Raw genomic sequence first — 13,947 nt, 5'->3', positions numbered from 1 at the left:
TCCATCAGGCTTGCGTCACCCATTGGGGTTTCACAGATGTTTCAATCCACGCCCGCCCTTTGGGACGGGCGCTTCCCGCCTGCTGTTGGCTTTTTCGCAGCACTTTTCAGTTTCAATCCACGCCCGCCCTTTGGGACGGGCGCTTCACATCCCCAGGTGTGATGCCTGCAATGAGCTGTTGTTTCAATCCACGCCCGCCCTTTGGGACGGGCGCTTCAAACCAACAGAGGCCGAGAGAACGCCAAATAGTCAGTTTCAATCCACGCCCGCCCTTTGGGACGGGCGCTTCTCATGCCTATTTTAACAAGCCGTATTCATATACTGTTTCAATCCACGCCCGCCCTTTGGGACGGGCGCTTCGCGTTCAGGTATTCGTGCAGGTCATCGGCCAGCAGTTTCAATCCACGCCCGCCCTTTGGGACGGGCGCTTCTCCGTGTTGAATGACGGGTTAGAGCGCAAGGAGATGGTTTCAATCCACGCCCGCCCTTTGGGACGGGCGCTTCGAGAGAACCAGGGGGGCAGATATAGCGGGAAACAGGTTTCAATCCACGCCCGCCCTTTGGGACGGGCGCTTCGGCAACACTCATACCCGGCTCCTCAATGCTCCACTGGTTTCAATCCACGCCCGCCCTTTGGGACGGGCGCTTCAGAAGAGGTGTGGCAATGAAACTACTCACCAACTGGGTTTCAATCCACGCCCGCCCTTTGGGACGGGCGCTTCTCAATACAGCTTGCGGGTACGGCTCAATTTCGCAGTTTCAATCCACGCCCGCCCTTTGGGACGGGCGCTTCCGGCGGTGGCCAGCCGCTTTACCGTGTGATCCTTGAGTTTCAATCCACGCCCGCCCTTTGGGACGGGCGCTTCCCGCTTGATCTTATAATTTGATTATCGCTAATCGTAATGTTTCAATCCACGCCCGCCCTTTGGGACGGGCGCTTCAAATGCCGCTTGCACAGCAGATATATGACCATCTTGTTTCAATCCACGCCCGCCCTTTGGGACGGGCGCTTCGATACTGAACTGTTCAGGCACAAGGCTTGACGATGTTTCAATCCACGCCCGCCCTTTGGGACGGGCGCTTCGCCATGAGGCTAAAGATAAATTGCCTGTATGTAAAAGTTTCAATCCACGCCCGCCCTTTGGGACGGGCGCTTCCGAACAAGCCACTTCTTGCCGCCCTTCCAGTCATAGTTTCAATCCACGCCCGCCCTTTGGGACGGGCGCTTCGAACTGTGGCCGCACAAACCTTGAACCGGTCGCGTTTCAATCCACGCCCGCCCTTTGGGACGGGCGCTTCTTTCTCCCTCTGGTTGTCGTTTGCTACTGGCAGATGTTTCAATCCACGCCCGCCCTTTGGGACGGGCGCTTCGCCAGCGTCGACTACAATCCCTACGACCTGCACGAAGTTTCAATCCACGCCCGCCCTTTGGGACGGGCGCTTCGGAACTCGACGTCCAGCACAACCTCACCGAGCAGGTTTCAATCCACGCCCGCCCTTTGGGACGGGCGCTTCATCAGCGCGATGAATGCAATCAGCAAAGTACCGAGGTTTCAATCCACGCCCGCCCTTTGGGACGGGCGCTTCCCACGAAGGCCCGTCTCACTGACTGGAAGAACATGTTTCAATCCACGCCCGCCCTTTGGGACGGGCGCTTCCAAAAATCACGGCCTCACCCCTTCAAGCCCGTGATGTTTCAATCCACGCCCGCCCTTTGGGACGGGCGCTTCGCCGTGGCGGGCTGCTGGACACCAAGCAGATGGCGGTTTCAATCCACGCCCGCCCTTTGGGACGGGCGCTTCGTCGATGCTGATTGTTACGGTGATGTCCATAGTTAGTTTCAATCCACGCCCGCCCTTTGGGACGGGCGCTTCATTGCAACGCTGATACTAAGTTTCGGGTAGATCCTGTTTCAATCCACGCCCGCCCTTTGGGACGGGCGCTTCTTGCATCAGCAGCGGATACGTAGCTGTTCGCATTCGGTTTCAATCCACGCCCGCCCTTTGGGACGGGCGCTTCGCTCGTCACATGGCCCGCAACAGTAAGACCGACAAGTTTCAATCCACGCCCGCCCTTTGGGACGGGCGCTTCTCGGCAAAGGCCGCAACGGAAAAGGTGTCCTCTTTGTTTCAATCCACGCCCGCCCTTTGGGACGGGCGCTTCGCAGAGGTTGCCCGTTCGTCGCGAAGTTGAAGCTCGTTTCAATCCACGCCCGCCCTTTGGGACGGGCGCTTCGGATTGACGCGGCGAAATTTGCCATGGCATAGGAAGTTTCAATCCACGCCCGCCCTTTGGGACGGGCGCTTCCTGGAGGGGCTGAAATGGAATGGTTCCAACACATGTTTCAATCCACGCCCGCCCTTTGGGACGGGCGCTTCGGCTCCGCTGGTGATGGTGCAACTGTTTGGAACTGTTTCAATCCACGCCCGCCCTTTGGGACGGGCGCTTCTCCTTGTAGACCGACACCGGAAACCGGACGTTTACGTTTCAATCCACGCCCGCCCTTTGGGACGGGCGCTTCCGTCGGCGCTCTTGCTTTCCGGCGCCTCGATCATGTTTCAATCCACGCCCGCCCTTTGGGACGGGCGCTTCGCAGCGCAGCCTCCCGGGCCAAGTCGTACAACTTGTTTCAATCCACGCCCGCCCTTTGGGACGGGCGCTTCACCGGATGCGGACCCTCAACACCAGCCAGAGCATGTTTCAATCCACGCCCGCCCTTTGGGACGGGCGCTTCCGAATAAAGCCAACTCATTCATTACCCCACCTCAGTTTCAATCCACGCCCGCCCTTTGGGACGGGCGCTTCCTCTTGGGCGAGCCTACAATCGCACCACTCACCTGTTTCAATCCACGCCCGCCCTTTGGGACGGGCGCTTCGGGCAATTAGTTTATTTTACTTTCTTTAATATGATGTTTCAATCCACGCCCGCCCTTTGGGACGGGCGCTTCACCCGTTTGCAGTAATTGACCTTGACGACCCTTTTGTTTCAATCCACGCCCGCCCTTTGGGACGGGCGCTTCCGGCAAAGCCGATTTTGTTTCAAAACTAATCCTGTTTCAATCCACGCCCGCCCTTTGGGACGGGCGCTTCGTTTATGATCTTGCAAATAATTCATGTGAAGATTTGTTTCAATCCACGCCCGCCCTTTGGGACGGGCGCTTCTGGCGCTGATAATCAAGCATCTGCTGGTGGTAATCGTTTCAATCCACGCCCGCCCTTTGGGACGGGCGCTTCGTGGATTGATGGTTGATGGTTCATGCGGCCTCCATGTTTCAATCCACGCCCGCCCTTTGGGACGGGCGCTTCCCGCAATCGGCGCAGACTTCCGGCAGCTTTCCTGTTTCAATCCACGCCCGCCCTTTGGGACGGGCGCTTCCGGCTCCCTCAAAAGGGGCCAGTTTCCAACATGTTTGGTCCGCACAGATGCGAACCCACTTTTTCCGCAAGGAGAGAAGCAACACAGAAGGGTGCAATATGATCCAACCGCTTGATATTCATATCTCGCGAACACCCGCCACTTTTCGGCCCATCATCAGGTTCGCGCATCATACCACCAAGGTTTCCTCGTCAAAAAAGACCGTTCTGACCGCCCCGTACTGTTCCACCCGCTTCTCCCGCGGTTCAGTCAGACGGTACAGTCGCAGATTGTCCAGCTCCAGCTTAATCTCTTTAAGCAGCTTTTTCCTGAGCTGTTCAAACTTCATCTCATCGACTTGGCATTCAAACACCGACTTCTGCACCCGTTGACCGTAATTTTTGCATATCTGGGCCACCCGGCGCAGACGTCGTCGCCCCTCTCTGGTTTCGGTATTGACGTCATAACAGACAACGACCCACATGGTGCCCCCTACTGATGCACATACGGTACATACGTTTCCAGATCTCCTCGCAGGTGACGGGCCAGCAGGCGAGCCTGAAGAAACGGCAACAGGCCGATGGGGCTCTTTTCCGACACTAACGGATGGGCCGCTTCCTCCTGCTTCCGCTTCTGATAGGCAGCCACCACTTCCCGACGTCCCTTTTCGTTCAAATACACCGCCCCACCGGGCCGGGGCTCGAAGTGTTCTATCGTTACCTGTTTGCGATTGATCAGGGTCACAGCTAACCGGTCGGCCATGAAGGAGCGGAACTCCTCCATCAAATCCAGCGCCAGTGATGGCCTGCCGGGCCGAGGAACATGCAGAAATCCCATCTGCGGATCAAGCCCCACGCCCTCCAGAGCACTGATGCAGTCGTTCAACAGCAGCGTATAAAGGAAAGAAATCAGGGCATTGACCGGGTCTAATGGTGGGCGGCGATTACGCCCGTTCATGGGCAGGCAGTCCCGCTCGCTCGGTTTCATCATCAGAGAGAAGACGTCAAAATAGGCTGCCGCCGCCTCTCCTTCCAGCCCACGTACATGGTCGGTGTCACGGGGGCTCTTCAGACGAAAGAGAACATCCGCCTGAACATCGGCAGCCGTACGCAGACGTTTTTCCTCAACAACCTGGCTGGTTTCACGAGCGCTCCGCATCAGGACGTTGCGGGCATTCTTCACCTTACCGGCGGTCATGGCAGCGGCAAGGGTGGTGGTTTGCACTGCATCCTGTCCAGCTTGATACTGTGCCTGCCGCAGCAGCACATTGCCGCCGGTTTTACCTACCATGCGACACTTGTAGCGACCGTTGCGGTCCAGGATCACCACCGCCCGGCCATCGTCGGCGCACTTTGCTAAAAAAAACGGGCTGATCATGACGTTGCCCATGGTAACAATGGAGCCTAAATGATGCAGCGGCATCTGCATCTTCAGTTCTCCGCCTATCTCAACCCGCACGGTTTCGTGATCAAGCGACAGGTAAGCCCCCTGGGTCATGACATACAAAGTATTGAGAAGTTGTTTCATAGGGTGCCCTCCTCGCCATTACATTCGTCACCTTGTTCCAACAGTATCAACTTGCTCATTTCCCTTCGTTGGCGGTTCGACTCATCCTTGGCGACGGCCTTTCTTCCCCAATACGCACCGCGCCCCTTCTTGGGACCGGAGTGCTCTGTTTTCTTTGCGCCAAATGCCATGGGTCTCCCATCAAATTTCAAACAACTCCCGTGCGGCTTTGCTGCTTCTGCGCTTATCGGCCACCACGTCGGGAAGACATGACTCGCGCAGCGAACAATGCTCGCACCGCTGGTCGTTCACCGGCGGTGGGGTGATGCGCTGCTCCAGCATCTCCCGCACCTCGTGCGTCACCCGTTTCACCTGCTCGCGCATGGTATCTGTGAAGAGAATCTCCCGGCGTTCTCGAGAGGCATGCCAGAAGATGGCCCCCCGCTCCACCGGCACACCGAACATCTCCTCCAGACAAAGCGCCTGGGCACAAAGTTGGAGAGTCTCCGGCGTGCCCCGCCTGCGGCGGCCCGATTTGTACTCCACCGGATAGGGCACATCGCCGTTGAACTCAACAAGGTCCCCCTTACCGGTCAGGTTCAGCTTGCGGCACCAGAGCGGCAAACCACGTTCCTGACGCACGCCACTGATTTCATGGCTCGACTCATCATGCACCCGTTCATGCACGTCACGACCGCGCATGGTGTAGAGGTTTTCACTCCACACCTGCTCAACGTGGATAAGGGCGCACTGGCGCGGGCAGTAGGCATAATGCTCCAGGGCCGAGATGGGGATGGGGTCGGATGTGTCTTGAGTCATACAGTTTCACCAGAGTTGCCTTTTTTACCTTTTAAGCGCTTTTTCTTCTCCGGTTCCGTCAGATAGGTTCAACCCGTGACAATTTGTCACGACTTCACTTCCTTCTTCGTTGAGCCGCTGTTTCAGCTTGCGCCAATATGCACCGGCATCAACACTTCCGGTCAGGGCTTGGCATACATCCACAACCGAAAACCACCACTCGCCGTTATGCAGCGTGCGGAGAATTTCCTTGTTTTGAAATACTACCAGTTTCGAGTCCATAACGTGCCTCGGTGGTTTAATGTATCAATGTCCGTCAATAACAACAGGCTTAGGCCAGTTTTCTACCGCATCACTCGGCCCTTTACCCGGCTCGAAGGATATTTCGCCGTCGTCATTAACCGTAAGGCTGCGATGCACCTTGGCTGATGATGCCAGACCGTTCTTACTACCGGTATGCTCCCACCAGACAACTTTTAGCACTTCCATACTCCCTTCGGGACGGGCTGATGAGGCATCGTTTTCAAACAACTTCGGCAATACAGCTTTGATGGCATCGGCGTCATCGTCGCTGAACCCAGTCTTGACGGCCAGTTGAGGGTTCATACTGCCGTAGAATGTATAAATGCCCCGATCCACACGGTGCTTCATCCCCATAGTATCGGAACCACGCTTGGTGCCATCTCCTTCACTGCTAACGCTCTTGGTAATCTGGGTACTCGTAAGACTGACCGGTGACTTACTGAATGCCGACTGTATGCTGACCGGGCCGCGAATACCGATGGAAACGCCCTTATCGTCACCTGACTCCTCACCCTCCTTTGCCTTGCCTTTCTTGCTGCCGGTAGCTTTGAACGCGAAAAGCTGCCCGAACGTTCGAACGTCGAACCAGGTTTCACAAGCTCTTTTCGCTATATCATCCGGTGCCTTGATGCCACTCAGCACGGCATCGGCACGGGATTTCAGGCTTGGATGGCTGTCATTCTTGCTGTCGTCCGACTGCACAAAGATTGGCTTACCCGCTTCCATCAATCTGTTGCGAATCTTACGCTTGATGCAGACATCCGAAACTTCGCCGTTACCCTCGTAGATGGTACGGGGGCGATTACCATTGAGAGGATCACCATTAGGATTGGCGTTGACGACTTTGAAGACCACGGCAAAATCAATTTTCTTGGTAAGACTCATGACAAATCTCCTTTGGTGTTGGATTGGGGTTAATCTGTGGTATCGTTTTCTTCCGCTGTTTCAGGGTTGTCGTCAGCGCCTTCTGGTTGTACGACCGACCGCAATGCAGCACGTTGACAGTGGTAGCCAAGCAAATACTCACCGCTTAGCCGGTCATCACGGGTATATTCCTCTGGTGGGTCGAACTTGCTATGCACGATGTCAATGAGGGTCAGAACTTTATGGGCTTTGCCGCCAAGCCGGATTTTGTACGGCATCAAGGCGTGCTCCAGTGTCCTCCATGTGGTGTAGGGATGATCGGCAAAACGCTGCATCATCCTTTCTGCATTGGTAGGCCGGTTTTCGCCCGCCGCACGAATGGCCCAATGCTCCAAATGCTCAGCCAATGCCAACAAACGACCATACAGATAATCCCTGTTGCTTCGTTCTTCGTCCAGCGCCATACCGTATTCCTCCTTTTCGTTTTGTTTTCTGTACAGAGCGCACGCTATTCCAAGGGCCTTTTCCCATTCCCAATATTCAATACCGTTACGGTTACTTGCCCGCCTTATGCATGATTCAACGAGGTCGCGTGGGACGGGTGCCGCATCAACGATGCATGGCAGCAAGCGCTCGACAGTTGCCTTGCGCAACTTGTCATCAATCCGTCTGCCGTAGGCCACCTCGGAGATGTCGCGTGGTGCCGGGGCACCGTAAAAGATTCTGTCCTTGCCAAAATACTGCTGCCAGCAACACGTGGTGTGCCACGCCTCGATCCGCGACAGAAATTCTGATCCGGCCAACTCGCGGTAATAGCTGATTGCCATACGTCCCGGCGAGGCAGAATCAAGTGCAAGGACGACAACATTGTCGGTTCCCTTCAATGTTGCCGAGTAGCCGGCAATCTTCTTTCTGAGGGCGTCGCCAACTTCCTGCGCGGTGTAACTGGTTTTTGGTGTTGCCTCCTCGCGATTATTACCAAACAGAAATGATAAGGTGTCGGCCTGCGGATCAGGAATGTCGGCCCCGGAAACGGCCCATGTGACGACGGCTTGTTCATCAACCTGTTTTCCTTGACGTTTTATCAACCAACGCAAGGCACTATGAGCTTTCTGAGTTACTTCAATGCCGATACCGCACGCTTCCAGATCGGAGGTAAATCTTCCAAGATAGGTATATCCCTCTGTATCATTCGACGAAATCAGCTTGGCTCCATCACCGGGGTATCTGATGTTTTTCGGATGATTGCAGGCTATATTGCCATTATTGCCAGTTACCATGCAGATACCAGTTACGGACTGCAGCGTTGGATAGTACTGAGCCCATGAATTCCTCAGTTCATCATCCTTCCATAGCTCAGTAGGCATGACTCCGGGGATCTCAACAGAGAATCGGACAAATGCTTCAAACTGTCCTTTCTTGTTTGCTTGCTTGATAACCTTGAAAATCGGCGGGGCTTCTCCTTCACCTTGCCAGTTTGCCGCTAACTTGCCGCTACCGTCTGCATATAGAACCTTCTTCCTAACAAGGTCTTGAATCAGAGTCCCTTTTTTCAGATAGGTGAGCACGGACGCCAACTTACGGTTATTTGCACCGGTAACCCAACCTGAAAGCGCCTTGATATAAGGTTCAAACCCAGACTCATTTTTTTTCTTGTTGGGATTTCCACCATAATCGAGGTAATCACCGGCAACGTATTGCAAGGTGTCGCACAGTGCGTGCGGTGCTATTTTTGCCCCTGCTCTACCAGCAGATGCCTCTGTCGCAGGAATAATCGTCTGTGAATTCTCTTTCGCCACCACATCAGCGGCGGCAAGGTTACCTTCGCCATCCAAAACGACATGAAGTTGCGCATTCTGTGTCGTGTGAAACAACGGCAGAAGCGGAATAGTGTCGTTAGGATCGGCAATACTACCCAGATTATTCTCGTACGTTTGATACAGCTTCTCAATCCAGCTCATCCAGCAGGCCCTCCTCTCGCAGCCCCTCAGAACGGGGCGGATTGGGTATCATCTCCCGCACAAACTTACGTACTGTGCACGACTGCGGCGTTGCAAACTCCACCACACCGTCTTTCATCACCGGCCGCCAAAACCGACTGTACAGTTCGTTGACGCCGGTTTCATCGGGGTAATCGAAACCGTGAAACATGAGCCCGTACTCGAGTTCGCCGTAGCCGTCGTAGTCACTTGTACCTTCGCCGAAGGTGCACGGTTCAACGTATCCCTGGCACTCTCGGGTACCGAGGAAAATGTCCTGGCGGCCCCCTTTTTCCAGCATTCGCTTGGCCACATGCCAGTGCTTGCCCTCATCGCGATCCGCCGTCATGTCCTCGCGATGCACGTTCCATTCAAAATGGGCCTGCACTTGGTACTCGACGTCGGCGAGATAGGTATAGATCGCTAACGAGTTACCGCCACTGAATACCAGTGGCTTCATACTTTTCGACTGGGTACGGATACGGCGCATGACCCGTACTTTGTCGATCACCCAGACAAACGTCGGCTTCCAGTAGATTGACTTGGCAATCCCCTTCAATGCCTCGAATGTCGGAATGTGATACGAACATTTCTCTCCGCCGATTTTGGTCAGCGGATCGGTGAACAGGGCAAAACGTCCCGTCACCTTGAAATCGATCCGGCTCCTCATGCGCACCTCCTTCATATGATTCGTACCTTCATTTCTGCCACCGCGTCCGAACTTATGCCAAATTCCTCGCTGTAATGGCGTTCATCGAGATAGAAAACTCCGCTACCGGCCCAAACCTCCGTCAACGCCCGTGTATCCTTGAGTTTTTTCATTTCATGCGGAAACAGATTTACCGAATAGCGTTGCGCCTCTTTCAACAGTCTGGCGCGGTCTTCCTCCGGGCAAGTCATGAGCTTGGCGACTATCCGCTCGCCCTCCATATAGGGAACAATCACCCCTTCTGTCGGTGAATCGATAACCCGAAACGCTTCGGCAGCGCTCATGAACGCCTGTCGCAACGGTATTGTCGGAGCGTTACGTTGAGTGTTCATGTAAATTTGTACAGCATCATTGTTGGTGGAAAGCAGGGTCAGCAAGTCGCTTGTACCCGTCATGCCTCTGATGTTCCGGCTTGAGACCGGAAAAGCCATTTCGTGAGAACGATTAAAAAAGTAATAGAAATAGTAACGCTCCATCACCCGTGGACTTTGCAAATTCTCGTCAAATGCCATTGGATCATCTCTGAATTCCCGCAACACTCTTCGAGTGATCTCTTGTGCAACCTTCATTTCCGGTAGTCTATCCAGGTTTTCTCCAGCCTGATTGACAATCAATACCCGTCCAGTCTCCCGCCGCCCGTTCCGGTTGCAGCGCCCGGCTGCCTGGGCGATGGAATCAAGCCCGGCCAGATAGCGAATGACCGAACCAAAGTCCACATCTACCCCGGCTTCGATCAACTGGGTACTGACGCAGATAACCGGTTGCGGCTTATCAGGGTCAAGGCAAGCTTTGATCTTGTCGAGCACCCTGATGCGATGGGCCGGGCACATACTGGTGCTCAGGTGATACACCTGATCAGTTCGCGCTTTCAGCTTTGTGTAAAGCTCCTTGGCTTGGGATTTCTTGTTGACGATAACCAGCACGCTGCCACTGTCGGCAAGCTCCTTCATGGCTTCGTCAGCTATGTCATCGACTGTCCATCCGCCATCTTTGCAGCGGTCTTCAATCCTGGCACGATGGAGATTTAGGAATAGTTCATCAACGTTCTCGGTGCCCATCATTTCCGGGTTTTCTGAAAGTATGGCTGCCCCCTTCAATAGATCGACGCGATCCAGCAGCGGCTGAGTCGCAGTGCAAAACACCGCCGTAGAGCCGCACTGGTTGACCAGAAAATTGATGGCATTGTTGAAGAGGTGAATCGTGCGTATGGGAATGGTCTGAATTTCGTCGAAGATGATGACGGCATTTGCAAGTTGGTGTAGACGACGCACGCCACGGGTACCGCCCGCAAAGAGAGTTTCCAAGAACTGCACGGCAGTAGTGTAGATGATTGGGGCATCCCAATTTTCAGTCAGCAACTTGCTTTCGCTGGTGTCCTGTTCTGGTGTGAGGTTTGAGTGATGTTCCAATACCACCGGTTTACCGGTCAATTCCTGGAAGGCAAAAATTGACCTAGCTACACGGGCGTTTTGGTCGATTATTGAGGTAAATGGAACAACGTAGATAATCCTATCCATGCCATATTTGGCGGCGTGATACAGAGCAAAGCGGAGGCTTGCCAGAGTCTTACCGCCGCCGGTCGGCACGGTGAGTTGGTAGAGCCCTTTTTCCCGTTCAGCACTTTTTCGGCAGGCTTGGGAAATGTCAGCCCTGATGGTGTCGATTTTGTTTCGCACCGTGAACCCGGCAAGATTCACCTCAAGTATGCCACATAGCAGATTCCAATCCGGCTTGGCCGATGTAGTACGCTCTGCCGAATTGAGGCGGTCCGCGTCGATAAGTGCGCTGAAAAGAAATCTCGTTAGAAAGCCAAGCGCAAACTGCCCGGTTGTCACGGACACTGCCATTTGCTTCATCCGTTCGCCAATTGCTTTCAGCTCTTTTTCCAGTGCAGGAGATTCCAGCAGTTTCTTAATTTGCGTCTTGATTTCATCCTCCAAGACGGCAACAGCATCGCTGTAATGGGTTTCGTTGTCGGCTTTGATCATCCTTTTGCTAAAAATATCCGTGCCATCCGGCGACAGGCAATCGATCAAACCGGAATGATGCGAGGCAATACACAACGCCAGTATGTTTGCCGCCAACTGTTGATAGGTTGATTTTCCACTTTCCCGCCAGACAAACTGCGATCCGGCGCTGGAATGATCAATCTTCCCTCTGGCTTTCCTGACTTCGATATACTCATCATCATCGGGTTCCAACATCCCTCCTGCTGATTTGATGTAATCCTGAAACGCTTTGGAATACTTTCCGGTATCATGCAACAGCCCCAGCAACGCGCCAAAGGTTGGCATACCGATCTTTCCGGCAAAGAGCTCCGCCAAATCAGCGACACCTTCAAGATGCTCTTTCAGCGGTTGCGGCGTGCCGTCCGACTGCCGGTATCTAGCTATAAATGCGAGGTTTTCCATTGACATCACTCCATTTCTTCATATACGAAAATCGCTTTTCTGCAGTAGACACTGCCTCGACTCCCCCATTGAAAGATTCTTTACACACCAGCTTTCCCCTGCAATTTCAACCCCTTGCACGCATTTCACCAAAAATTGAAAGAAACTTTACACAGGATTTTTCACAAACAAATCCAGCCGCTTACGCGACACATCCCGCAAAATGTAAAAATTCTTTCAATCTTTTTCACCGCCCATTCCGCCCCTTTCTCACACGCAATCAGTTCCTCTCCCTAAAGCGGACAGCGGCCCGTCAGGCTTTCCACAACCGCATCCTGGAGCCTTTCCGGATCTTGGAAAATCCGCCGGAGCCCAATGAGTCCCTGAAAAATCCCCTGAAGCGGCGCAAGGAAAAAGTATGCCGAAAAGTACACCGGTCTCCTGCTCAGACCGTGACGCGCCAAAGGCCGGTTATCGCACATTTTTGACTTGACTCAGCACAAGTGCTACTGTTGTGACATCTCAATCGTGAAGGAGCCTGCTCATGCCTCATACTATGCGACAAGTCCTGGCCGATGCGCTGACGTTGCCGCCAGTGGACCGCGCCGAGCTGATTGAGGCGCTTTTCTCCAGTTTTGACAGCGGCAACCGCGAACAGCTCGACCGGTTGTGGGCACTGGAGGCTGAAGACCGGATTGATGCCTATGAGCGCGGCGAAATAGGCGCAACATCGGCAACGGCCGTTTTCGAAAAGATCAATGCATGGACAAAATGAAACGGGTCATATTCCTTGATCCCGCTGAAATCGAGTTATTCGATGCCATTAGCTGGTATAACAAGCAAAGCGAGGGGCTTGGGTTTGAATTAGCCGCAGAAGTGGCCCGTACCATTGACCGCATAGTCAGTAACCCCACAGCCTGGACGTCGCTTTCCTCACGAACCCGCCGTTGCAGAACCAACCGTTTCCCCTAGGCATCATTTATCAACTTCGCACTGACACAATTCTTGTTGTGTCTGTCATGCATCTCAAGCGAAAACCGGATTCATGGAGGAAGAACCTCCAGTATGTAGCGCTACCCATGTCCGCGCAGCCATCCATACGTGACACGAGCCTTTACATCCGCCTCAATCACCTACCCTGACCGTATGACCGAATACGTCATTCCCAAGCTTCAGGCATTAAAAAACCTGCCGACGTGATCGTCGACAGGTCTTGATTATTGTATCTGTTTTGCTCCCCTACCCCAGCAGCTCCTGCAGTTTGGCACCAATATCCTCTTCCCGCACCAGGGATTCGCCGATCAGGAAGGCTCGCGCGCCGTCGGCCTGGAGTCGCTCAATATCTGCCCGGTTGTTGATGCCGCTTTCCGCCACCAGCAAGCGGCCCGGCGGCAGCATCTTCGCCAGCCGGCCGGTGGTGGAGAGGTCGGTGACAAAAGTGCGCAGGTTGCGGTTGTTGACGCCGATGAGGCCGATGTCGGTGGTGCAGGCGGTTGCCATTTCCGCTTCGTCGTGGACCTCCAGCAGCACGTCCAGGTGCAGTTCACGGGCCAGGCCGGCCAGATCGACGATCTGCTGCGGCTCCAGGATGGCGGCGATGAGCAACAGGGCATCGGCCCCGGCGGCCCGGGTTTCGTAGACCTGCCAGGGGTCGATGATGAACTCCTTGCGCAGAAGCGGCAGCCCCACCTGTTCGCGGATCAAAGCCAGGTAGCGCAGGTGCCCCAGGAAGAATTTCTCGTCCGTGAGCACGGAGAGGCAGGTGGCGCCGTTGTCCTGGTAGGTTTCGGCGATCTCCAGGGGATCAAAGCCGGCGCGGATCACCCCTTTGCTGGGGGAGCCTTTCTTGACCTCGGCAATGATGGCGGTCCAGTCGGAGGCCGCGGCCTCCCGCAGGTGCCGCTCGAAGCCGCGGGGGGTGTCCTCAAGGTCGGAGATGCGTCCTTTCAGTTCCTGGATGGAGGCGTCCCGTTTGCCAGCCTCAACTTCGATCAGTTTTTGTTCGACAATGGTTTTGAGTATGTCCGGTATGGCGTTGTTCAT

10 protein-coding genes and 1 CRISPR repeat array (1 of these 11 running past the window's edge) are annotated in these 13,947 nt (G+C 54.6%); of the genes, 1 reads left to right on the top strand and 9 read right to left on the bottom strand.

Features of this window, described 5'->3' with window-relative positions; genetic code table 11:
- Positions 1–3,376: direct repeats of the CRISPR family, unit length 37 nt; unit sequence GTTTCAATCCACGCCCGCCCTTTGGGACGGGCGCTTC; it reaches 5,854 nt to the left of the window's first position.
- A 169-nt stretch (positions 3,377–3,545) separates the two neighbouring features.
- The 8 genes from cas2 to cas3 form a co-directional block, all read right to left on the bottom strand.
- Positions 3,546–3,839: a CRISPR-associated endonuclease Cas2 gene (gene cas2 / locus RAK07_RS04475; RefSeq protein WP_305731642.1), complete on the bottom strand. Its 294-nt coding sequence runs from the start codon at positions 3,837–3,839 to the stop codon at positions 3,546–3,548.
- Positions 3,840–3,847: 8 nt separating this feature from the next.
- Positions 3,848–4,882 (bottom strand): type I-C CRISPR-associated endonuclease Cas1c, encoded by a 1,035-nt coding sequence (gene cas1c, locus RAK07_RS04470; RefSeq protein WP_305731641.1) that lies wholly within the window; start codon positions 4,880–4,882, stop codon positions 3,848–3,850.
- 180 nt (positions 4,883–5,062) lie between these two features.
- On the bottom strand, positions 5,063–5,680 hold the full coding sequence (gene cas4, locus RAK07_RS04465) for a CRISPR-associated protein Cas4 (protein ID WP_305731640.1): 618 nt from the start codon (positions 5,678–5,680) through the stop codon (positions 5,063–5,065).
- Between the two features lie 24 nt (positions 5,681–5,704).
- The gene (locus RAK07_RS04460; RefSeq protein WP_305731639.1) at positions 5,705–5,941 is read right to left on the bottom strand and encodes a BRO-N domain-containing protein; all 237 of its coding nucleotides are present in this window, start codon (positions 5,939–5,941) and stop codon (positions 5,705–5,707) included.
- Between the two features lie 24 nt (positions 5,942–5,965).
- Positions 5,966–6,847: a type I-C CRISPR-associated protein Cas7/Csd2 gene (gene cas7c / locus RAK07_RS04455; RefSeq protein WP_305731638.1), complete on the bottom strand. Its 882-nt coding sequence runs from the start codon at positions 6,845–6,847 to the stop codon at positions 5,966–5,968.
- Between the two features lie 29 nt (positions 6,848–6,876).
- The gene (gene cas8c / locus RAK07_RS04450) at positions 6,877–8,787 is read right to left on the bottom strand and encodes a type I-C CRISPR-associated protein Cas8c/Csd1 (RefSeq protein ID WP_305731637.1); all 1,911 of its coding nucleotides are present in this window, start codon (positions 8,785–8,787) and stop codon (positions 6,877–6,879) included.
- Entirely contained in the window at positions 8,774–9,475 is a 702-nt protein-coding gene (gene cas5c, locus RAK07_RS04445) for a type I-C CRISPR-associated protein Cas5c (RefSeq protein ID WP_305731636.1), read from the bottom strand. Before cas5c ends, cas8c begins: the two co-directional genes overlap by 14 nt.
- Before the next feature lie 11 nt (positions 9,476–9,486).
- Entirely contained in the window at positions 9,487–11,925 is a 2,439-nt protein-coding gene (cas3, locus tag RAK07_RS04440) for a CRISPR-associated helicase Cas3' (protein WP_305731635.1), read from the bottom strand.
- 523 nt (positions 11,926–12,448) lie between these two features.
- Between cas3 and RAK07_RS04435 the strand changes: the two genes are divergently transcribed.
- A complete protein-coding gene (locus tag RAK07_RS04435) occupies positions 12,449–12,679 on the top strand; it encodes an addiction module protein (RefSeq protein WP_305731634.1) in 231 nt (76 codons plus the stop codon).
- A gap of 464 nt (positions 12,680–13,143) precedes the next feature.
- Here RAK07_RS04435 and trpC read toward each other — a convergent pair whose 3' ends face one another.
- Complete coding sequence (gene trpC / locus RAK07_RS04430; RefSeq protein WP_305731633.1) at positions 13,144–13,947, bottom strand: indole-3-glycerol phosphate synthase TrpC; 804 nt, start codon at positions 13,945–13,947, stop codon at positions 13,144–13,146.

Origin of the sequence: Trichlorobacter ammonificans, from assembly GCF_933509905.1 — a bacterium.
GTDB classification, from domain to species: Bacteria; Desulfobacterota; Desulfuromonadia; order Geobacterales; family Pseudopelobacteraceae; genus Trichlorobacter; species Trichlorobacter ammonificans.
Note: the sequence above shows the minus strand (reverse complement) of the source record. Positions and strands in the feature narration are given on the sequence as shown.

Coding starts and splice junctions, on each gene's coding strand:
- cas4 (WP_305731640.1), bottom strand. CDS start 5,680: ATGACTCAAGACACATCCGACCCCATCCCCATCTCGGCCCTGGAGCAT.
- trpC (WP_305731633.1), bottom strand. CDS start 13,947: ATGAACAACGCCATACCGGACATACTCAAAACCATTGTCGAACAAAAA.
- cas7c (WP_305731638.1), bottom strand. CDS start 6,847: ATGAGTCTTACCAAGAAAATTGATTTTGCCGTGGTCTTCAAAGTCGTC.
- RAK07_RS04460 (WP_305731639.1), bottom strand. CDS start 5,941: ATGGACTCGAAACTGGTAGTATTTCAAAACAAGGAAATTCTCCGCACG.
- RAK07_RS04435 (WP_305731634.1), top strand. CDS start 12,449: ATGCCTCATACTATGCGACAAGTCCTGGCCGATGCGCTGACGTTGCCG.
- cas3 (WP_305731635.1), bottom strand. CDS start 11,925: ATGGAAAACCTCGCATTTATAGCTAGATACCGGCAGTCGGACGGCACG.
- cas5c (WP_305731636.1), bottom strand. CDS start 9,475: ATGAGGAGCCGGATCGATTTCAAGGTGACGGGACGTTTTGCCCTGTTC.
- cas2 (WP_305731642.1), bottom strand. CDS start 3,839: ATGTGGGTCGTTGTCTGTTATGACGTCAATACCGAAACCAGAGAGGGG.
- cas8c (WP_305731637.1), bottom strand. CDS start 8,787: ATGAGCTGGATTGAGAAGCTGTATCAAACGTACGAGAATAATCTGGGT.
- cas1c (WP_305731641.1), bottom strand. CDS start 4,882: ATGAAACAACTTCTCAATACTTTGTATGTCATGACCCAGGGGGCTTAC.